We start from the raw sequence: 20,621 nt of genomic DNA, 5'->3' as shown, positions 1-20,621 counted from the left end.
TGCGGTGAACCTGCCGGGGGGAGTGCTCACCATGCTGCGCGCCGTCGACACCTCCGTGCTGTCACTGGCACGGTCCGACGACGAACCGCCGCTGACGATCCCGCGCGACCCCGCGCGGGAAGCGGCTCGCCGCGAGCTGTTCAAGCGCATGTACCACGAGAACGACCCCAGTTGGTTCCAGCGCGCACTCAACGCGTTCTGGGACTGGGTCGGCAAGCTGTTCGACGCGGCCTCGTCGGCGACCCCGGGCGGAGCACTCGGCCTGGTCGTCGTCATCGCCGCGATCGCCCTGGTGGTGGGCGCGCTGTGGTGGCGCCTGGGCACCCCGCGCCGCGAGCCGGCCTCCTCCGCCGCCCTGTTCGACGACCGCCCCCGCAGCGCCGCCGACCACCGCGCGGCCGCGGAGGCACACGCAGCCCAGCGCCACTGGAACCAGGCCCTACAGGAGCGCATGCGCGCGATCGTCCGTTCCCTGGAGGAGCGCGCCCTCCTCGACGTGCGTCCCGGCCGCACCGCGGACGAGGCCGCCGCGGAAGCGGGCCGCGCCCTGCCTTCCCACACGGACCGGCTGCGGTCCGCGGCCCGGGACTTCGACGACGTCACGTACGGCGGCCGGGCCGCGACCGAGCAGTCGTACGACCGCATCGCCGAACTCGACCGCGCCCTGGAACGCACCAAGCCGGTCCTCGCGAACAGCACGAGCGGCACGAACAGCAGCCACGGCGCGGACCACAACGCCCGCCGGGGAGCCGCCGAATGACCACCGAGGCCACGCTCCCGCCCACCTCGGCCTCGCCCACCGCCCGCCAGGTGTGGACCCGCGCGCGAGGCGTCGTACTCGCACTCGTACTGCTCCTCGTCGCGGCCGTGGCGATCGCGGCGATCCGCTCCACCGAACGCCACGGCAGCCTCGACCCGCGCTCCGCAGATCCCTACGGCAGCCGCGCCGTCGCCGAACTCCTCGCCGACCGAGGCATCGACACCCGCGTGGTCACCACCCTGGACGAGGCACGCGCCGCGGCCGGCCCCGACACCACGCTCCTGGTCGCCGTACCCGACCTCCTGACGCACCGCCAGCAGAGCAGCCTGCGCGCCTCGACCGCCGGCTCCGGCGGCCGCACCCTCCTCGTCGCCCCCGGCAGCTGGTCCCTCGAGCGACTGGCCCCCGGCGTCGTCGCGGACCCCGCCAACAGCCTCGACTCGACGCTCTCCCCCGACTGCGGCCTGCCGGCGGCCCGGCGCGCGGGCACCGCGGACACCGGCGGCATCCGCTACACCGTCACCCACCCCGGCAACGACGAGTGTTACCCCAGCGAGCGCCTGCCCACCCTGGTACGCGTCCCGGCGGCCTCCGGGGACGGCGACACCGTCGTCCTCGGCGCGCCGGACATCCTCTACAACGACACCCTCGACAAGCGGGGCAACGCCTCGCTCGCCCTCCAACTCCTCGGCTCCCGCCCCCATCTGGTCTGGTACCTCCCCTCGCTCTCCGACTCCTCCGCCACCGACCCGGGCGAGGAGAAGGGCTTCCTCGACCTGCTCCCCTCGGGCTGGCTCTGGGGCACACTTCAGCTCTTCTTCGCGGCAGCGCTCGCCGCCCTGTGGAGGGCACGCCGGCTCGGGCCCCTGGTGCCCGAGAAACTCCCCGTGGCGATCCGCGCCTCCGAGACCGTCGAAGGCCGCGCCCGCCTCTACCGCAAGGCGAGCGCCCGCGACCGCGCGGCCACCGCTCTTCGCTCCACCACCCGCACCCGCCTCGCCCCCCTCGTAGGCGTCCCCGTCGCCCAGGCGCACGCGCCCGAAGCCCTGCTCCCCGCCCTGTCCGCCCATCTCCGCAGCGACGGAGACGGACAGTCCCTGCACTCCCTGCTCTTCGGCCCGCCGCCCCGCGACGACGCGGCCCTCATCTCCCTAGCCGACCAACTCGACGCCCTCGAAAGAGAGGTACGCCGTCCATGATGGACCCGACCACTGACAACGCCGGGACCACCGGGGACCCGGACACCGCCCGGGCCTCGCTGGAAGCCCTGCGCGCCGAGATCGCCAAAGCCGTGGTCGGCCAGGACCCCGCCGTGACCGGTCTTGTCGTCGCCCTCCTCTGCCGCGGACACGTACTCCTGGAAGGCGTCCCTGGGGTCGCCAAAACGTTGCTCGTCCGCGCCCTCGCATCCGCACTCGAACTCGACACCAAGCGCGTCCAGTTCACGCCCGACCTCATGCCGAGCGATGTGACGGGCTCCCTCGTCTACGACACACGCAGCGCCGAGTTCTCCTTCCAGCCCGGCCCGGTCTTCACCAACCTCCTCCTCGCGGACGAGATCAACCGCACCCCGCCCAAGACCCAGTCCTCCCTCCTGGAGGCCATGGAGGAGCGGCAGGTCACGGTCGACGGCACCCCGCGCCTGCTCCCCGACCCGTTCCTGGTCGCCGCGACCCAGAACCCGGTGGAGTACGAGGGCACCTACCCCCTCCCCGAAGCCCAGCTGGACCGTTTCCTCCTCAAGCTGACGATCCCGCTCCCCTCCCGCCAGGACGAGATCGACGTCCTGACCCGCCATGCCGAGGGCTTCAACCCCCGCGACCTCAAGGCCGCAGGCCTACGCCCCGTAGCAGGCCCGGCCGACCTCGAAGCGGCCCGCGCAGCAGTCGCCAAGACCACGGTCTCCCCCGAGATCACCGCCTACGTCGTCGACATCTGCCGCGCCACCCGTGAGTCCCCGTCCCTCACTCTCGGGGTCTCCCCCCGCGGCGCCACGGCCCTCCTGGCCACCTCGCGCGCGTGGGCATGGCTGACCGGCCGCGACTACGTCATCCCCGACGACGTGAAGGCCCTGGCCCTTCCCACCCTCCGCCACCGCGTACAACTGCGCCCGGAGGCCGAGATGGAGGGCGTGACGGCCGACTCCGTCATCAACGCGATCCTCGCTCACGTCCCGGTCCCCCGCTGATGGCTCTCACCGGACGCACCGCACTTCTCGCAGCCCTGGGTTCCCTCCCCATCGGCATCTGGGAACCCAGCTGGACGGGCATTCTCGCGGTCAACGCCCCCCTGGCAGTGGCCTGCGCCTGCGACTTCGCCCTGGCTGCACCCGTACGACGGCTCGGCCTGACCCGCTCCGGCGACACCTCCGCCCGACTGGGCGAGCCGGCCGACGTCACTCTCACGGTCACCAACCCGTCCGGCCGCCCGCTCCGCGCCCACATCCGGGACGCCTGGCCCCCCAGCAGCTGGCAGCCCGGCACGGAGATGGAAGCCTCCCGCCACCGATTGACGGTCCCGGCCGGCGAACGCCGACGCCTCACCACTCGCCTACGCCCCACCCGCCGCGGTGACCGCCAGGCCGACCGCGTGACGATCCGCTCCTACGGCCCCCTCGGGCTCTTCACCCGCCAGGGCACCCACAAGGTCCCCTGGACAGTCCGCGTCCTGCCCCCGTTCACCAGCCGCAAGCACCTCCCCTCAAAACTCGCCCGCCTGCGCGAGCTGGACGGCCGCACCAGCGTCCTCACTCGCGGTGAAGGCACGGAGTTCGACAGCCTGCGCGAATACGTTCCCGGCGACGACACCCGTTCCATCGATTGGCGAGCCACCGCCCGCCAGACCTCCGTCGCCGTACGCACCTGGCGCCCCGAACGCGACCGCCACATCCTCGTCGTCCTCGACACCGGCCGCACCTCCGCGGGACGCGTGGGCGACGCCCCTCGTCTCGACGCCTCCATGGACGCGGCCCTGCTGCTGGCCGCCCTCGCCTCCCGCGCCGGCGACCGCGTGGATCTCCTCGCCTATGACCGCGGAGTGCGCGCCCTGGTCCAAGGTCGAACAGCCAACGACCTGCTCCCCTCGCTGGTGGGCGCAATGGCCACCCTCGAACCCGAACTCGTCGAAACGAACGCTCGCGGCCTCACAGCCACAGCCCTGCGTACGGCCCCCCGCCGCTCCCTGATCGTGCTGCTCACCAGCCTCGACGCCGCGCCCGTCGAAGAAGGCCTGCTGCCCGTACTTCCTCAGCTCACCCAACGCCACACGGTCCTTCTGGCTTCAGTAGCGGATCCCCACATCGCCCGCATGGCCACGGCCCGCGGCAACACCGAAGCGATCTACGAGGCCGCGGCCGCGGCCCAGGCCCAGACGGAACGTCATCGCACTGCGGAACAACTCCGTCGCCACGGAGTGACAGTCGTCGACGCGACACCGGACGACCTGGCTCCAGCGCTGGCCGACGCCTACCTGGCATTGAAAGCAGCCGGGCGCCTGTAAACAAAAAAGGGGGCGCATAGCGCCCCCTGAGGAGAAACAAACCACAAAACGCAGAAAGGCCCACACCATAAGGTGTGGGCCTTTCCACTAAAAGGAGTTCGGCGGTGTCCTACTCTCCCACAGGGTCCCCCCTGCAGTACCATCGGCGCTGTAAGGCTTAGCTTCCGGGTTCGGAATGTAACCGGGCGTTTCCCTCACGCTATGACCACCGAAACACTATGAAGTTCGACCGGAAAAAGACACAGTCGTTGCCTCAGAACTAACACAGTGGACGCGAGCAACTGAGGACAAGCCCTCGGCCTATTAGTACCGGTCACCTCCACCCATTACTGGGCTTCCAGATCCGGCCTATCAACCCAGTCGTCTACTGGGAGCCTTAACCCCTCAAGGGGGTGGGAGTCCTCATCTCGAAGCAGGCTTCCCGCTTAGATGCTTTCAGCGGTTATCCCTCCCGAACGTAGCCAACCAGCCATGCCCTTGGCAGGACAACTGGCACACCAGAGGTTCGTCCGTCCCGGTCCTCTCGTACTAGGGACAGCCCTTCTCAAGACTCCTACGCGCACAGCGGATAGGGACCGAACTGTCTCACGACGTTCTAAACCCAGCTCGCGTACCGCTTTAATGGGCGAACAGCCCAACCCTTGGGACCGACTCCAGCCCCAGGATGCGACGAGCCGACATCGAGGTGCCAAACCATCCCGTCGATATGGACTCTTGGGGAAGATCAGCCTGTTATCCCCGGGGTACCTTTTATCCGTTGAGCGACGGCGCTTCCACAAGCCACCGCCGGATCACTAGTCCCGACTTTCGTCCCTGCTCGACCCGTCGGTCTCACAGTCAAGCTCCCTTGTGCACTTACACTCAACACCTGATTACCAACCAGGCTGAGGGAACCTTTGGGCGCCTCCGTTACTCTTTAGGAGGCAACCGCCCCAGTTAAACTACCCATCAGACACTGTCCCTGATCCGGATCACGGACCCAGGTTAGACATCCAGCACGACCAGACTGGTATTTCAACGACGACTCCACCTGAACTGGCGTCCAAGCTTCACAGTCTCCCAGCTATCCTACACAAGCCGAACCGAACACCAATATCAAACTGTAGTAAAGGTCCCGGGGTCTTTCCGTCCTGCTGCGCGAAACGAGCATCTTTACTCGTAGTGCAATTTCACCGGGCCTATGGTTGAGACAGTCGAGAAGTCGTTACGCCATTCGTGCAGGTCGGAACTTACCCGACAAGGAATTTCGCTACCTTAGGATGGTTATAGTTACCACCGCCGTTTACTGGCGCTTAAGTTCTCAGCTTCGCCACACCGAAATGTGACTAACCGGTCCCCTTAACGTTCCAGCACCGGGCAGGCGTCAGTCCGTATACATCGCCTTACGGCTTCGCACGGACCTGTGTTTTTAGTAAACAGTCGCTTCTCGCTGGTCTCTGCGGCCACCCCCAGCTCGAGGAGCAAGTCCTCTCACCAGTGATGGCCCCCCTTCTCCCGAAGTTACGGGGGCATTTTGCCGAGTTCCTTAACCATAGTTCACCCGAACGCCTCGGTATTCTCTACCTGACCACCTGAGTCGGTTTAGGGTACGGGCCGCCATGAAACTCGCTAGAGGCTTTTCTCGACAGCATAGGATCATCCACTTCACCACAATCGGCTCGGCATCAGGTCTCAGCCTTATGTGCGACGGATTTACCTATCACACGGCCTACACCCTTACCCCGGGACAACCACCGCCCGGGCTGGACTACCTTCCTGCGTCACCCCATCACTCACCTACTACAAGTCTGGTTCGCCGGCTCCACCACTTTCCTTTCCCCGAAGGGTCCGGAACGGCTTCACGGACTTAGCATCGCCTGGTTCGATGTTTGACGCTTCACAGCGGGTACCGGAATATCAACCGGTTATCCATCGACTACGCCTGTCGGCCTCGCCTTAGGTCCCGACTTACCCTGGGCAGATCAGCTTGACCCAGGAACCCTTAGTCAATCGGCGCACACGTTTCCCACGTGTGTATCGCTACTCATGCCTGCATTCTCACTCGTGAACCGTCCACCACTAGCTTCCGCTGCAGCTTCACCCGGCACACGACGCTCCCCTACCCATCACAGCGGGCGTTGGCCCTCATGCTGCAATGACACGACTTCGGCGGTACGCTTGAGCCCCGCTACATTGTCGGCGCGGAATCACTAGACCAGTGAGCTATTACGCACTCTTTCAAGGGTGGCTGCTTCTAAGCCAACCTCCTGGTTGTCTCTGCGACTCCACATCCTTTCCCACTTAGCGTACGCTTAGGGGCCTTAGTCGATGCTCTGGGCTGTTTCCCTCTCGACCATGGAGCTTATCCCCCACAGTCTCACTGCCGCGCTCTCACTTACCGGCATTCGGAGTTTGGCTAAGGTCAGTAACCCGGTAGGGCCCATCGCCTATCCAGTGCTCTACCTCCGGCAAGAAACACACGACGCTGCACCTAAATGCATTTCGGGGAGAACCAGCTATCACGGAGTTTGATTGGCCTTTCACCCCTAACCACAGGTCATCCCCCAGGTTTTCAACCCTGGTGGGTTCGGTCCTCCACGAAGTCTTACCTCCGCTTCAACCTGCCCATGGCTAGATCACTCCGCTTCGGGTCTTGAGCGTGCTACTCAAACGCCCTATTAGGACTCGCTTTCGCTACGGCTACCCCACCCGGGTTAACCTCGCAACACACCGCAAACTCGCAGGCTCATTCTTCAAAAGGCACGCAGTCACGAGGCAAGCACAAGTGCTTGCCCGACGCTCCCACGGCTTGTAGGCACACGGTTTCAGGTACTATTTCACTCCGCTCCCGCGGTACTTTTCACCATTCCCTCACGGTACTATCCGCTATCGGTCACCAGGGAATATTTAGGCTTAGCGGGTGGTCCCGCCAGATTCACACGGGATTTCTCGGGCCCCGTGCTACTTGGGTGTCTCTCAAACGAGCCGCTGATGTTTCGACTACGGGGGTCTTACCCTCTACGCCGGACCTTTCGCATGTCCTTCGCCTACATCAACGGTTTCTGACTCGTCTCACAGCCGGCAGACTGTGAAAGAGAGATCCCACAACCCCGCATGCGCAACCCCTGCCGGGTCTCACACGCATACGGTTTGGCCTCATCCGGTTTCGCTCGCCACTACTCCCGGAATCACGGTTGTTTTCTCTTCCTGCGGGTACTGAGATGTTTCACTTCCCCGCGTTCCCTCCACATACCCTATGTGTTCAGGTATGGGTGACAGCCCATGACGACTGCCGGGTTTCCCCATTCGGAAACCCCCGGATCAAAGCCTGGTTGACGACTCCCCGGGGACTATCGTGGCCTCCCACGTCCTTCATCGGTTCCTGGTGCCAAGGCATCCACCGTGCGCCCTTAAAAACTTGGCCACAGATGCTCGCGTCCACTGTGCAGTTCTCAAACAACGACCAGCCACCCATCACCCCGGAGCTTCACTCCGAGTTCACTGGGGCCGGTATCAGAGGGGGTTCATTCCCTCAGACACCCAACAGCGTGCCCGACACCCTCGCCACTCGTGATCAGCTTTCCACGCTCCGAAGAGCAGTACTGGCAGCCCGAGATGACTGAAAGTGCCGAATAATCAACGTTCCACCCATGAGCAACCACCGCAGAACGTTTGCCTGCGTAGTGGCCTCTGACCTCACCCCGAAGGGATCGGTAAGAAGTGCTCCTTAGAAAGGAGGTGATCCAGCCGCACCTTCCGGTACGGCTACCTTGTTACGACTTCGTCCCAATCGCCAGTCCCACCTTCGACAGCTCCCTCCCCACAAGGGGGTTGGGCCACCGGCTTCGGGTGTTACCGACTTTCGTGACGTGACGGGCGGTGTGTACAAGGCCCGGGAACGTATTCACCGCAGCAATGCTGATCTGCGATTACTAGCAACTCCGACTTCATGGGGTCGAGTTGCAGACCCCAATCCGAACTGAGACAGGCTTTTTGAGATTCGCTCCACCTCACGGTATCGCAGCTCATTGTACCTGCCATTGTAGCACGTGTGCAGCCCAAGACATAAGGGGCATGATGACTTGACGTCGTCCCCACCTTCCTCCGAGTTGACCCCGGCGGTCTCCTGTGAGTCCCCATCACCCCGAAGGGCATGCTGGCAACACAGGACAAGGGTTGCGCTCGTTGCGGGACTTAACCCAACATCTCACGACACGAGCTGACGACAGCCATGCACCACCTGTACACCGACCACAAGGGGGGCACCATCTCTGATGCTTTCCGGTGTATGTCAAGCCTTGGTAAGGTTCTTCGCGTTGCGTCGAATTAAGCCACATGCTCCGCTGCTTGTGCGGGCCCCCGTCAATTCCTTTGAGTTTTAGCCTTGCGGCCGTACTCCCCAGGCGGGGAACTTAATGCGTTAGCTGCGGCACCGACGACGTGGAATGTCGCCAACACCTAGTTCCCACCGTTTACGGCGTGGACTACCAGGGTATCTAATCCTGTTCGCTCCCCACGCTTTCGCTCCTCAGCGTCAGTAATGGCCCAGAGATCCGCCTTCGCCACCGGTGTTCCTCCTGATATCTGCGCATTTCACCGCTACACCAGGAATTCCGATCTCCCCTACCACACTCTAGCTAGCCCGTATCGAATGCAGACCCGGGGTTAAGCCCCGGGCTTTCACACCCGACGTGACAAGCCGCCTACGAGCTCTTTACGCCCAATAATTCCGGACAACGCTTGCGCCCTACGTATTACCGCGGCTGCTGGCACGTAGTTAGCCGGCGCTTCTTCTGCAGGTACCGTCACTTTCGCTTCTTCCCTGCTGAAAGAGGTTTACAACCCGAAGGCCGTCATCCCTCACGCGGCGTCGCTGCATCAGGCTTTCGCCCATTGTGCAATATTCCCCACTGCTGCCTCCCGTAGGAGTCTGGGCCGTGTCTCAGTCCCAGTGTGGCCGGTCGCCCTCTCAGGCCGGCTACCCGTCGTCGCCTTGGTGAGCCATTACCTCACCAACAAGCTGATAGGCCGCGGGCTCATCCTTCACCGCCGGAGCTTTCAACCCGCACAGATGCCCGTGCGAGTGGTATCCGGTATTAGACCCCGTTTCCAGGGCTTGTCCCAGAGTGAAGGGCAGATTGCCCACGTGTTACTCACCCGTTCGCCACTAATCCCCACCGAAGTGGTTCATCGTTCGACTTGCATGTGTTAAGCACGCCGCCAGCGTTCGTCCTGAGCCAGGATCAAACTCTCCGTGAATGTTTACCCGTAATCGGGTGCACACACACGAGAGCGGAACAACCACCGGAATAAGGCGGTCGTTCACAGCGTCCTCGCTGTGTTTATTTCAAAGGAACCTCGTCCCAGCAGATGCTGGAGACGGGGTATCAACATATCTGGCGTTGATTTTTGGCACGCTGTTGAGTTCTCAAGGAACGGAGGCTTCCTTTGTACTCACCCTCTCGGGCTTTCCTCCGGGCAGTTTCCCTTCGGTCTTGCGTTTCCGACTCTATCAGACCGTTTCCGGTTCCGATTTCCTCGGTGCTTTCCAGGTTCCCGCTCTCGCGTTTCCCTTTCCGGCGCTCCCAACATTATCAGAACTTCCGGACCGGATTGACCGGCCATCTGTTTCCGATTCATCGGGAAGAGGCTTCTTCGAAATCAAGATTTCCAGAAGCAGACAGACACTCACCGCTGCCGAGCGGGCTGAACCCAGCTCCAGGCAACTGTTCGAATCTACCTCCCCGCACGGTCCGTGTCAACGGCTCCTGTGGGGCGAAGGAGACAGTAGCAGCTCAGTACGGTCCGTCGCACATCAGGCAGCGGTCGGGACGGTGGCACTGCGTTCAGCCGCCGCGACATCGCCCGTGTCGCCCGCCCGCGCCGCTCGTCCGCCCAGGACGAAGACGTACGCGAGGAAGGCCGACTCGGCGCCCACCCCTATGGCTATACGGGCCCAGGTGGGCAGGCCCGAGGGCGTGACGAAGCCTTCTATGGCGCCGGAGACGAACAGGACCAGGGCGAGCCCTATGGCCATGCCGACTGCTGCTCGGCCCTCCTCCGCCAGTGCGGTGCGTCGGGAACGGGGGCCCGGATCGATCAGGGTCCAGCCGAGACGCAGACCTGTGCCGGCGGCGACGAAGACCGCGGTCAGTTCGAGAAGGCCGTGCGGGAGTACGAGGCCGAGAAAGGTGTCGAGGCGGCCGACGGAGGACATCAGACCGGCGCCGATGCCGAGGTTGAGCATGTTCTGGAAGAGGATCCAGAGGACCGGGAGGCCAAGGAAGATTCCCAGGACCAGGCACATGGCGGCGGCCTGAGCGTTGTTCGTCCAGACCTGGGCGGCGAAGGAGGCCGCAGGGTGGCTGGAGTAATACGTCTCGTACTGGCCGCCGGGTCGGGTGAGCTCGCGCAGCTCGCCGGGGGCCGCGATGGAGGACTGCACCTCGGGGTGGGTGCCGATCCACCAGCCCAGGAGGGCTGCGACGACGGTCGACAGCAGTGCGGTGGGCACCCACCAGTGGCGCGATCGGTAGACGGCGGCGGGGAAGCCGTGTGCGAGGAAGCGGGTGACATCGCGCCAAGAAGCGCGGCGCGTTCCTGTGACGGCACTACGCGCGCGTGCCACTAGCTGGCTGAGCCGTCCGGTGAGCTGTGGGTCGGGGGCGCTGGACTGGATCAGGGAGAGATGAGTGGCGGTGCGCTGATAGAGGGCGACGAGTTCGTCCGTCTCGGCGCCGTTGAGGCGGCGCTGGCGCCGGAGCAGGGCGTCGAGGCGGTCCCACTCGGCTCGGTGGGCGGTGACGAAGACGTCGAGGTCCATCGGTTTGCCTGCTCCTCGGCTGAGCGTCTGCGGTCCGTCGTGGATGTCAGCTTGTCGTACTGCGGCGCGATGCGTCCTCAGCTTGGCAGACTGGCTGTTCACGAGGCAGGTCAGGGGAAGGACGGCGGACGTGAGTGAGCTGGTGACGGGCGAGGCGGTGGCTCTCGAGTTGCGCCCCGCGAGGCTGCCCAGCAGGGCGTTGGCCGTGCTGATCGACCTGACCGTGGTCATGGTCGTGTACATCGCCGTGACCATCGCGGTGGTGGCCGCTTCCGCATCGCTCGACGACGCGGCCCAGGTGGCGCTGTCGATCGCCGTGTTCCTGCTCGTCCTGGTGGGCGGCCCGATCGCGGTGGAGACACTCAGCCATGGGAGGTCGCTGGGGAAACTCGCCGTGGGACTCCGGGTGGTGCGGGACGACGGCGGGCCCATCCGGTTCCGCCATGCGCTGGTGCGGGGTGCGATCGGTGTGGTCGAGATTCTGCTGACGTTCGGGATCGTGGCCTGTATCGCCTCGCTTGTCTCGGCGCGCGGGCGTCGGCTCGGGGACGTGTTCGCGGGGACGCTGGTGGTGCGGGAGCGGATTCCCGTGGCGCCCAGCGGATTCGTGCCGCCGCCTCCGCCCTGGCTGGCCGGCCGGTTCTCCGAACTCGATCTGTCGGCGGTTCCCGACGGCCTGTGGCTTGCCATCCGTCAGTACCTGACGCGGATGCACCAACTCGATCCGCAGGTCGGCCGGGCCATGGCGGAGCGGCTGGCGTCCGATCTCGCGACGCGTACGGGCGCTCCGGCGCCGCGTGATGCACCGCCCGGCGCGTATCTGGCGGCGGTGGTGCAGGAGCGGCAGGCCCGCGAGTCCCGGCGGGCTTTCAGCAGCGCCACGGCGGGGGCCGGGCCGTCTCCTGCGGTCGGGCCCGGCCGTGGGGCAGGGACACAGGGCGGTCACGCGTACCCGGGAGCGCGACCCACTGCTCCGCCCTCTCCTCCCCCGCTGTCCGAGGAGTCCTCCGCCGGGCCCGGGCCCAGCGTGCCGCCGGAGGGCAGGCCCGCCTCCGGGTTCGTTCCGCCGGCGTGATCCCGCAGGGACCCGCGGGCCCGCTGGTGTCGGTGCCGGAGCGGGCATCCGCTGAAGTCGGTTCAGTCGAGCGGTGTCTCGGGGAACGTCGACGGCGGTGATTCGAGGTCCTCCAGCTCGATCCCGGGGGCCGCGAGGACTACGTCCCCGGAGATGTGCACGGTGTGCTGCTCTCCCGTGTCCAGCGCTGTGACCTGGTATTCCTCCACGGTCAGCGGGCCGTTGTCAGTGGCGTGTGCTTCTCTTTTCAGCAAGGTCCAGGACTGGTCCACGGTGCGCGGGGCGAGGACGGGGTCCGTGAAGGCCACGAGGCGTACGCGAGTTGCTGATGCGGAGGGGGTGAGGCGCAGGAGACGGGTGGTGGCGACGAGGAACGCGGGGGATGTGCCGGTGAAGGCATGCGCGGGGACATTGCCTTCCGTGGCGTGGGTCCCGGTGGGGTCTGTGCGGACCCAGGTGACGCCGTCGAGCGCGGCACCTCGTACCTGCCAGCTCCCGGCGTGCAGTTCGAGGCGGATGGGGCGGCCGAGTTCGTCGAGGGTGAGGTCGACCGAGCCGCTGTGATCGCCCGCCGGGGTGGTCAGTTGAGACACATAGCGCCAGCCGGACGGGCCGGGGGCGCACTGGAAGTGTTCTTCCGCGAGGGGGGTGTGATCGTGCGGATCGTGGAGCGAATAACGGCCGCGGGGCATGGGAGTCCTGGGTTCTGACGGGCTGTCCGGCCTGACGGTCACACGGCGAGGGAGCTGGACCGAAGAAGGGTCACCAGGCCGAAGGGGCAGGCCCCCGACACGGGGGTGCGGGGGCCTGCCTCTGAGGGACTACTGCTGTGCCGTACGGCTCAGTAGCGGTAGTGGTCCGACTTGTACGGGCCGTCGACCTCGACGCCGATGTACGCCGCCTGCTCGGGGCGCAGCTGGGTCAGCTTGACGCCCAGCGCGTCCAGGTGGAGGCGGGCGACCTTCTCGTCGAGGTGCTTGGGCAGCACGTAGACGTCGGTCGGGTACTCGTCGGGCTTGGTGAACAGCTCGATCTGGGCCAGGGTCTGGTCCGCGAAGGAGTTGGACATCACGAACGACGGGTGGCCGGTGGCGTTGCCCAGGTTCAGCAGGCGGCCCTCGGACAGGACGATGATCACCTTGCCGTCGGGGAACGTCCAGGTGTGGACCTGCGGCTTGACCTCGTCCTTGACGATGCCGGGGATCTGGGCGAGGCCGGCCATGTCGATCTCGTTGTCGAAGTGACCGATGTTGCCGACGATCGCCTGGTGCTTCATCTTGGCCATGTCCGAGGCCATGATGATGTCCTTGTTGCCCGTCGTGGTGACGAAGATGTCGGCCTTGTCGACGACCTCGTCCAGCGTCGTGACCTGGTAGCCGTCCATAGCCGCCTGAAGGGCGCAGATCGGGTCGATCTCGGTGACGATGACGCGGGCGCCCTGGCCGCGCAGGGACTCCGCGCAGCCCTTGCCCACGTCGCCGTAGCCGCAGACGACCGCGGTCTTGCCACCGATGAGGACGTCGGTGGCGCGGTTGATGCCGTCGATCAGGGAGTGGCGGCAGCCGTACTTGTTGTCGAACTTCGACTTGGTGACGGCGTCGTTCACGTTGATCGCCGGGAACAGGAGGACGCCGTCGCGCTGCATCTCGTACAGGCGGTGGACGCCGGTCGTGGTCTCCTCGGTCACGCCGCGGATCTCCGAGGCGAGCTGGGTCCACTTCTGGGAGCCGTCGGTGATGGTGCGGTTCAGGAGCTCCAGGACGACCCGGTGCTCCTCGTTCTCGGCGGTGTCGACCGAGGGGACCTTGCCGGCCTTCTCGTACTCGACGCCCTTGTGGACGAGGAGGGTGGCGTCGCCGCCGTCATCCAGGATCATGTTCGGGCCGCCGGTGGGGGTGTTCGGCCAGGTCAGAGCCTGCTCCGTGCACCACCAGTACTCCTCCAGGGTCTCGCCCTTCCAGGCGAAGACCGGGACGCCCTGGGGGTTGTCCACGGTGCCGTTCGGGCCGACGGCGACGGCGGCGGCCGCGTGGTCCTGGGTGGAGAAGATGTTGCAGGACGCCCAGCGGACCTCGGCGCCCAGGGCGACGAGGGTCTCGATGAGGACGGCGGTCTGCACGGTCATGTGCAGGGAACCGGTGACGCGGGCGCCGGCGAGCGGCTGCGCCTCGGCGTACTCCTTGCGGATCGCCATCAGGCCGGGCATCTCGTGCTCGGCGAGAGTGATCTCCTTGCGGCCGAAGGCGGCCAGGGAGAGGTCGGCGACCTTGAAGTCCTGTCGGTTTTCGACAGTCGTCATTCGAGCTGCTCCTCGGGGTTGGGGCGAGGTGGGTACGGCTGGTCTGCGCGGCGGCGGACACAGGGGTGCCCGAAGAGGACACAGGCATGCCCGGTGCGCGCAGCGCAGTCCGTCGGAGGCCCTCTCTCCCTCGGTCGGTCCGCGATGGGACCGCCCGACCGCCATCAGCAGCGACGTCTGGCTCCGTCCCAAGCTACACCGGTCGGCGAGGGCACCCCAGTCCGGATCCGCATACATCAGGCCGATCATGGGTGGCCGTCCGGAATGTCGGCAGGTTGCCGTCAACCGTCCTGACAGGGTGCCCCGACGACGGTGTCACCACGCCTACGAACTGCGGAACGGGTGGCAACAGACCAGGTCATCCGGGGACTTTTGCTGGACGTGACCAGCCCGGCCGGACCTCCCCCCACGGGCGGCGGCAGCGAGCAGCAGCGGGTGAGGCTGCTGGCGGTGACCGCGTGCCCGACCGGCTTCGCGCACACGTACATGGCTGCGGAGAAGCGATCGGGGCTGAAAATGTCCTCGACGACAACGATGTCAGCACTGCGGACGGGGTGGCGGAGGGGATCCACCACCCTGAGGGCCGGTAGTGGGCCGGCAGCGGCTGCGTCGGGCGACGACGGCGAGCAGCGGAGCACGGTCTACGCGCTGATGAACGGCGTCTCGTACGTGATCCCGTTGTGCTGAGTGAGATCAGGTGAGTGAAGGGCCCGCGTCCCGGTGCGGAGACGCGGGCCCGTACAGCCGCTGGGGACCGGTGATCAGTGCTCGGCGGGGTGCTGCACCGGTCCCCCGGGGGTCGCCTCGCGGTCGGGGCCCTTGCGGGCCTCGGCCTCGCTGTAGATGTCCGGTTCGAGGTAGATGACGCGGGCGATGGGGACGGCCTCGCGGATGCGGGACTCGGCGGCGTTGATCGCGGAGGCGACCTCGCCGGCCGTGTCGTCGTGCTGGACGGCGATCTTGGCGGCGACGAGCAGTTCCTCGGGGCCGAGGTGGAGCGTGCGCATGTGGATGATGCCGGTGACGGTGTCCCCGTCGACGATCGCGGCCTCGATCTTGTGGACCGCCTCGACGCCGGCGGACTCGCCAAGCAGCAGGGACTTGGTCTCCACCGCCAGGACGAGGGCGATCAGAATGAGCAGGATGCCGATGCAGAGGGTGCCGATGCCGTCCCAGACGCCGTCACCGGTGAGCAGGGCCAGGCCGACGCCGCCCAGGGCGAGGACCAGGCCGACGAGGGCGCCGAAGTCCTCCAGGAGCACGACCGGGAGTTCGGGAGCCTTGGCCCGGCGCACGAACTCCTTCCAGGAGAGGCTGCCGCGCAGCGGGTTGGACTCCTTGATGGCAGTCCGGAAGGAGAAGCCCTCGGCGATGATCGCGAAGACGAGGACGCCCACCGGCCAGTACCAGTGCTCGATCTCGTGCGGGTGCTTGATCTTCTCGTAGCCCTCGTAGACGGCGAACATGCCGCCGACCGAGAAGAGGACGATGGAGACCAGGAAGGCGTAGATGTAGCGCTCGCGGCCATAGCCGAAGGGGTGTTGCGGGGTGGCCTCGCGCTGGGACTTCTTGCCGCCGACGAGCAGCAGGAACTGGTTTCCGGAGTCGGCGAGCGAGTGCACGCCCTCGGCGAGCATCGACGACGAGCCGCTGAACGCGAACGCCACGAACTTGGATGCCGCGATCGCGAGGTTGGCGCCGAGTGCCGCCACGATCGCCCTGGTTCCGCCTGACGCGCTCATCTGGTCGCGTTGTCCCTTCGCCTCAAGTGCCTCTACGCCGTCCAGGCCTTTGCCCGTCCTTTGCCGGGGTGCCATTCTTGCAGTCTCACCCGGAACGGGCGTCTCAGCCGTCCACAGGACCGGTCATACGATCACACGTCTCCGTCGCGCGCCTCGGTCACACGATCACGGTCGCCCGGAAGACCGTGCCCGTGCCGGACACCTCGGCCTTCTCGCCCGCCGGTACGAACACCGACTGGCCGGGGCTCAGTTCGTGTTCCCCGGCTCGCACGGAACCTGCCGTGCAGAGCAGGATCTGCGGAGTCGGGCGGGTCAGGTCATGGGTGGCGGCACCCTCGGGGAGGACATACCGGGACAGTCGGAACTCGTCGATGGGAGTCTCGTAGACCTCCTCCCCGTCGGGGGACGCCTCGGGGCGGAGCACGCCGGGGTCGGCGGCCTCGAAGCGGACGATGCGCAGGAGTTCGGGGACGTCGACGTGCTTGGGGGTGAGGCCGCAGCGCAGGACGTTGTCGGAGTTGGCCATGATCTCGACGCCCAGGCCGTTGAGGTACGCGTGCGGGATGCCCGCGCCGAGGAACAGGGCCTCGCCGGGCTGGAGGCGGACGTGGTTGAGGAGCATCGCGGCGATGACGCCCGGGTCGCCCGGGTAGTGGTGGGCGATGTCGGCGTACGGGGCGTGCTCACCGCCGAGGCGAGCGCAGGCGGCCGCGGCCTCGGTGACCGTGTGGGCCATCTCCGCGCGGTCGGCGGTCAGGACGGCCGTCAGGACCTCGCGCAGGGCCGCCTCCTCGGGGCGGGCGTGCAGGAGGTCGACGTACGGCTTGAGGGAGTCGACGCTGAGCGCGTCGAGCAGCTCGGCCGCGCGCGTGGGTTCACGGAAGCCGCACAGGCCGTCGAACTCGGTGAGCGCGCAGATCAGTTCGGGCTTGTGGTTGGCGTCCTTGTAGTTGCGGTGGCCCGCGTCCACGGGGATGCCGCGGCGCTCCTCGTCGTCGTAACCCTCCTTCGCCTGGGCGAGGTCGGGGTGTACCTGGAGGGAGAGCGGGGCGCCTGCGGCGAGGATCTTGAGCAGGAAGGGCAGGCGGGGACCGAACTTGGCGACCGCCTCGGCGCCGAGCTCCTTCGCCGGGTCCGCGTCGATGACCTCGACGAGTGTGCCCCGACCGGTTCGGGAGGGCGCTCCCGGATGGGCGCCCATCCACATCTCCGCCTGCGGTTCACCGGTCGGTTCGACGCCGAGGAGTTCGGGGATGGCGGTGGTGGAACCCCAGGCGTAGGGGCGGACGGTGTTGTCGAGGCGGTCCATCAGGCTCTTTCTGTACATACGGCGATCAGGCGTCCTGAGCGATGTCAGGCCCCCGAGGCGAGCGCCAGGTAAACGGCGGCGAAATCCGTGACGGCGATCAGTTCCGCGAGGGTCTCGATCTCGCCACCGGACTCCGGTTCCAGCTCGCTGATCGGCGTGTCGTGGCTCAGGGCCAGGTCACGGGCGGCCGGGGCGGCGCTGAGACCACCGATCGGACGGTCGCGAAGGAGCACCACGCGTGCGTGCAGCGCGGGGGGTTCCTCGACGCGGTCGCGGAAGAAGTCGTCGGGGTCGGCGCCTGCGGCCAGCGGTCCGGAGAGCAGCGTGCTGTGCGCGGCGAGGGCCTCGGGCAGCTCGGAGACCACGGACGGGCGGCCGGAGAGCTCGGCGAGAGCCGCGGCGAAACGACGGCCCGCGGGGCCCGCGGAGGTGCCCTCGGTCCAGATCACCGGGAGCGCGTCGGCGAGTTCGGCGGCGAGGGTCTTGGCCGGGTTGCTGTAGGTCGCGATGGCGGGGCCGCAGCGCTCGGCGATGTGGTCAAGGCGGCCGGCGATCTTCTCGAGGGTGTCGGGCGGGGCGGTGAGCAGGCTGGCGCGGTCGAGGATCGCCAGGAGCGGGGTGAGCAGGGCCCACAGGACGCCGGGGGCGGATGCGGTGAGGGGCGTGTTCTGCTCGTACGGCGCCGTCGCCATGGGCACGAACAGACCGTGCGCGCCCTCGACCGCCTCGAAGAGCGGGGTGCGGGCGGGAGCCACGGCGACGACCGTGCAGCCGCGGCGGTAGGCCTGGTCGGCGAGCAGGGACAGGCCCGGTTCGGTGCCGTCGGGGGTGGCGATCAGGAGCAGGTCGACCGAGCCGGCCCAGCCCGGGAGTTCCCAGCGCAGGGCGCCCGCGGCGGGGGCCACGCCGGTGGGGGCGAGGCGGGTGACGGGGCTGCCGGCGCCGGCGAGTGTGCCGAGGAGGTCGGCCACGTGGGTGGCGGCGGCGCCGGGGCCCGCGATGAGGACCGCGCGCGGGCGGCCGTCCGGCTTGAGGTCGTTCACCCCGGCCTCGGCGGCGTGCCGGGCTGCCGTGCGGACGCGGGCGCCGGCCTCCGCGGCACCGCGGAGCAGGCCTCGGCGGTCGGCCTCCGAGAGGGCCTCGGGGGTGTCTAGCAGCGATTCGTCGAGCATGGGGCGGCAGCCTCCGATCGCCGGGTCTCCGGGACGCCGGATTGTCGCTTCGCCGGGTCGTCGAGAGCCGGATGGTCGCTTCGCCGGGTCGTCGGTCGCGCGGGTCCGGGACACCGGTGGTCGCTGTGGGTCGCTGTGTCGTTGTCGCTCACGGCGGCTGGGGCGCCGTCTCGCCTGCGGCGGTGCGGGGCTCAGGCGGGGCGGCGGGCCTCGTCGACGAGGAGCACGGGGATGCCGTCGCGGACGGGGTATGCCAGGCCGCAGTCCTGGCCGGTGCAGATCAGCTCGGTGTCCTGCTCCTTGAGGGGGGCGTGGCAGGCCGGGCAGGCGAGGATCTCCAGGAGGCCGGCTTCGAGCGGCATGGGGGTTCCCTTCGGGGCGTACGGCAGCTTGCGCGGATGTGCCTGGTCAGGGTACCGCCGGGGAGAGTCGGGTGCGGGTGTTGGGGCGAGGTCGGCGCCGGGAGGCGGTCGGGGATTACGCCCCCGCCGCCGCTGCCTGTACCGGCTCGGGGCGCTTCCGCTCCTCCGGCCGCGCCGCCCCACGCCCCAGCCGCTCCGCGTCACGCACGAACAGGCCGCGTCCGCGGATCTCGTCAGGCTCTGATGACCGCCAGTACCTCGTCCCGTATCTTCGCCATCGTCGCCTCGTCCCTCGCCTCCGCGTTCAGGCGCAGGAGGGGTTCGGTGTTGGAGGGGCGGACGTTGAACCACCAGTCGGCGGTGGTGATGGTGAGGCCGTCGAGTTCGTCGAGGCGTACGCCCTCCTGGCCCTCGTAGGCCGCCCTGACGGCCGCGAGGCGGTCCGCCTGGTCGGCGACCGTGGAGTTGATCTCGCCGGAGCCGGCGTAACGGTCGTACTGGGCGACAAGGGACGACAGCGGCCCTTCCTGGCCGCCCAACGCGGCCAGGACGTGCAGGGCCGCCAGCATGCCCGTGTCGGCGTTCCAGAAGTCCTTGAAGTAGTAGTGCGCGGAGTGCTCGCCGCCGAAGATCGCGCCGGTCCTCGCCATCTCGGCCTTGATGAAGGAGTGACCCACGCGTGTGCGTACCGGTGTGCCGCCGTTCTCCTCGACGACCTCCGGGACCGACCAGGACGTGATCAGGTTGTGGATGACCGTGCCCTTGCCGCCGTGCCTGGCGAGCTCCCGGGCGGCCACGAGGGCGGTGACGGCGGACGGGGAGACCGGGTCGCCGTGCTCGTCGACCACGAAGCAGCGGTCGGCGTCGCCGTCGAAGGCGATGCCGAGGTCGGCCCCCTCCTCGCGGACGCGCTTCTGGAGATCGACGATGTTGGCCGGGTCGAGGGGGTTGGCCTCGTGGTTCGGGAAGGTGCCGTCCAGCTCGAAGTACATCGGGACGGTGTCCAGCGGCAGTCCGGAGAAGACGGTCGGGACGGTGTGGCCGCCCATGCCGTTGCCCGCGTCTACGACGACCTTCAGGGGGCGGATGGAGGTCAGGTCGACGAGGGAGAGCAGGTGGGCCGCGTAGTCCTCCAGCGTGTCCCGCCGAACGATCGTCCCCGTCGGGCCTGTCGGCTCCGGGGCGCCCGTCTCGCTCCACCGCTCGACCAGTTCGCGGATCTCGGTGAGGCCGGTGTCCTGGCCGACCGGGGCCGCGCCCGCGCGGCACATCTTGATGCCGTTGTACTGGGCCGGGTTGTGGGAGGCCGTGAACATCGCGCCCGGCAGGTTCAGCGCGCCGGAGGCGTAGTACAGCTGGTCCGTCGAGCACAGGCCGATCTCGGTGACGTCCACGCCGCGGGCGGCCGCGCCGCGGGCGAAGGCCCGCGACAGGGCGGGGGACGTGGGCCGCATGTCGTGACCCGTCACGATGGCGCTCGCCCCGGTCACCTGGACGAAGGCGGCACCGAAGAGCTCGGCCAGCGTCTCGTCCCACTGGTCGGGAACGACTCCGCGCACGTCGTACGCCTTCACGAGCTGTGACAGATCAGCCACGGCCAAC

13 protein-coding genes, 3 rRNA genes and 1 pseudogene are annotated in these 20,621 nt (G+C 67.3%); 6 read left to right on the top strand and 11 right to left on the bottom strand.

The window, feature by feature from the left end:
• The first annotated feature begins 31 nt into the window (after positions 1-31).
• Genes D1369_RS24805 through D1369_RS24790 form a run of 4 tightly spaced genes read left to right on the top strand, consistent with a single transcriptional unit; the run spans position 32 to position 4,258 of the window.
• Positions 32-760 (top strand): DUF4129 domain-containing protein, encoded by a 729-nt coding sequence (locus D1369_RS24805; protein WP_007382460.1) that lies wholly within the window; start codon positions 32-34, stop codon positions 758-760.
• Complete coding sequence (locus tag D1369_RS24800) at positions 757-1,959, top strand: DUF4350 domain-containing protein (RefSeq protein WP_037900305.1); 1,203 nt, start codon at positions 757-759, stop codon at positions 1,957-1,959. The genes D1369_RS24805 and D1369_RS24800 overlap by 4 nt, the downstream gene beginning before the upstream one ends.
• Entirely contained in the window at positions 1,959-2,948 is a 990-nt protein-coding gene (locus tag D1369_RS24795; protein ID WP_007382462.1) for a MoxR family ATPase, read from the top strand. Before D1369_RS24800 ends, D1369_RS24795 begins: the two co-directional genes overlap by 1 nt.
• On the top strand, positions 2,948-4,258 hold the full coding sequence (locus D1369_RS24790; protein WP_007382463.1) for a DUF58 domain-containing protein: 1,311 nt from the start codon (positions 2,948-2,950) through the stop codon (positions 4,256-4,258). Before D1369_RS24795 ends, D1369_RS24790 begins: the two co-directional genes overlap by 1 nt.
• Positions 4,259-4,354: 96 nt before the next feature.
• On the opposite strand, the gene rrf is transcribed toward D1369_RS24790, so the two are convergent.
• From rrf to D1369_RS24765, 4 genes are all read right to left on the bottom strand, one after another.
• A 5S ribosomal RNA gene (gene rrf, locus D1369_RS24785) occupies positions 4,355-4,471 on the bottom strand.
• Positions 4,472-4,541: 70 nt separating this feature from the next.
• Positions 4,542-7,661 (bottom strand): 23S ribosomal RNA (locus D1369_RS24780).
• A gap of 307 nt (positions 7,662-7,968) precedes the next feature.
• Positions 7,969-9,496 (bottom strand): 16S ribosomal RNA (locus tag D1369_RS24775).
• The 16S, 23S and 5S rRNA genes sit together here, the layout of an rRNA operon.
• A 556-nt stretch (positions 9,497-10,052) precedes the next feature.
• Positions 10,053-11,060, bottom strand: a complete 1,008-nt coding sequence (locus D1369_RS24765; protein ID WP_007382464.1) for a stage II sporulation protein M — start codon at positions 11,058-11,060, stop codon at positions 10,053-10,055.
• A gap of 130 nt (positions 11,061-11,190) precedes the next feature.
• Here D1369_RS24765 and D1369_RS24760 point away from each other — a divergent pair, with 130 nt between their 5' ends.
• Positions 11,191-12,135, top strand: coding sequence for an RDD family protein (locus tag D1369_RS24760; RefSeq protein ID WP_007382465.1), 945 nt, complete (start codon positions 11,191-11,193; stop codon positions 12,133-12,135).
• Positions 12,136-12,197: 62 nt separating this feature from the next.
• Here the strand turns inward: D1369_RS24760 and D1369_RS24755 are convergent, their stop codons facing one another.
• A complete protein-coding gene (locus D1369_RS24755) occupies positions 12,198-12,827 on the bottom strand; it encodes a hypothetical protein (protein WP_007382466.1) in 630 nt (209 codons plus the stop codon).
• Between the two features lie 149 nt (positions 12,828-12,976).
• Positions 12,977-14,434, bottom strand: a complete 1,458-nt coding sequence (ahcY, locus tag D1369_RS24750) for an adenosylhomocysteinase (RefSeq protein ID WP_007382467.1) — start codon at positions 14,432-14,434, stop codon at positions 12,977-12,979.
• Positions 14,435-14,815: 381 nt separating this feature from the next.
• On the opposite strand from ahcY, the pseudogene D1369_RS43990 reads away from it, so the two are divergent.
• Positions 14,816-15,112 (top strand): annotated as a pseudogene (locus D1369_RS43990) (PTS fructose transporter subunit IIC); the annotation flags it as partial.
• Between the two features lie 83 nt (positions 15,113-15,195).
• On the opposite strand, the gene D1369_RS24740 reads toward D1369_RS43990, so the two are convergent.
• The 5 genes from D1369_RS24740 to D1369_RS24720 form a co-directional block, all read right to left on the bottom strand.
• Complete coding sequence (locus tag D1369_RS24740) at positions 15,196-16,176, bottom strand: cation diffusion facilitator family transporter (RefSeq protein ID WP_007382469.1); 981 nt, start codon at positions 16,174-16,176, stop codon at positions 15,196-15,198.
• Between the two features lie 157 nt (positions 16,177-16,333).
• A complete protein-coding gene (manA, locus tag D1369_RS24735) occupies positions 16,334-17,485 on the bottom strand; it encodes a mannose-6-phosphate isomerase, class I (RefSeq protein ID WP_007382470.1) in 1,152 nt (383 codons plus the stop codon).
• Between the two features lie 44 nt (positions 17,486-17,529).
• On the bottom strand, positions 17,530-18,657 hold the full coding sequence (locus D1369_RS24730; RefSeq protein ID WP_118082609.1) for an SIS domain-containing protein: 1,128 nt from the start codon (positions 18,655-18,657) through the stop codon (positions 17,530-17,532).
• A gap of 191 nt (positions 18,658-18,848) precedes the next feature.
• A complete protein-coding gene (locus D1369_RS24725) occupies positions 18,849-19,019 on the bottom strand; it encodes a Trm112 family protein (protein ID WP_007382472.1) in 171 nt (56 codons plus the stop codon).
• A gap of 233 nt (positions 19,020-19,252) precedes the next feature.
• Positions 19,253-20,620 (bottom strand): phosphomannomutase/phosphoglucomutase, encoded by a 1,368-nt coding sequence (locus D1369_RS24720; protein ID WP_007382473.1) that lies wholly within the window; start codon positions 20,618-20,620, stop codon positions 19,253-19,255.
• Position 20,621: the final 1 nt, after the last annotated feature.

The sequence above is a fragment of the Streptomyces sp. CC0208 genome, assembly GCF_003443735.1.
Lineage (GTDB): Bacteria > Actinomycetota > Actinomycetes > Streptomycetales > Streptomycetaceae > Streptomyces > Streptomyces sviceus.
This window is presented reverse-complemented; position numbering and strand designations above follow the sequence as displayed.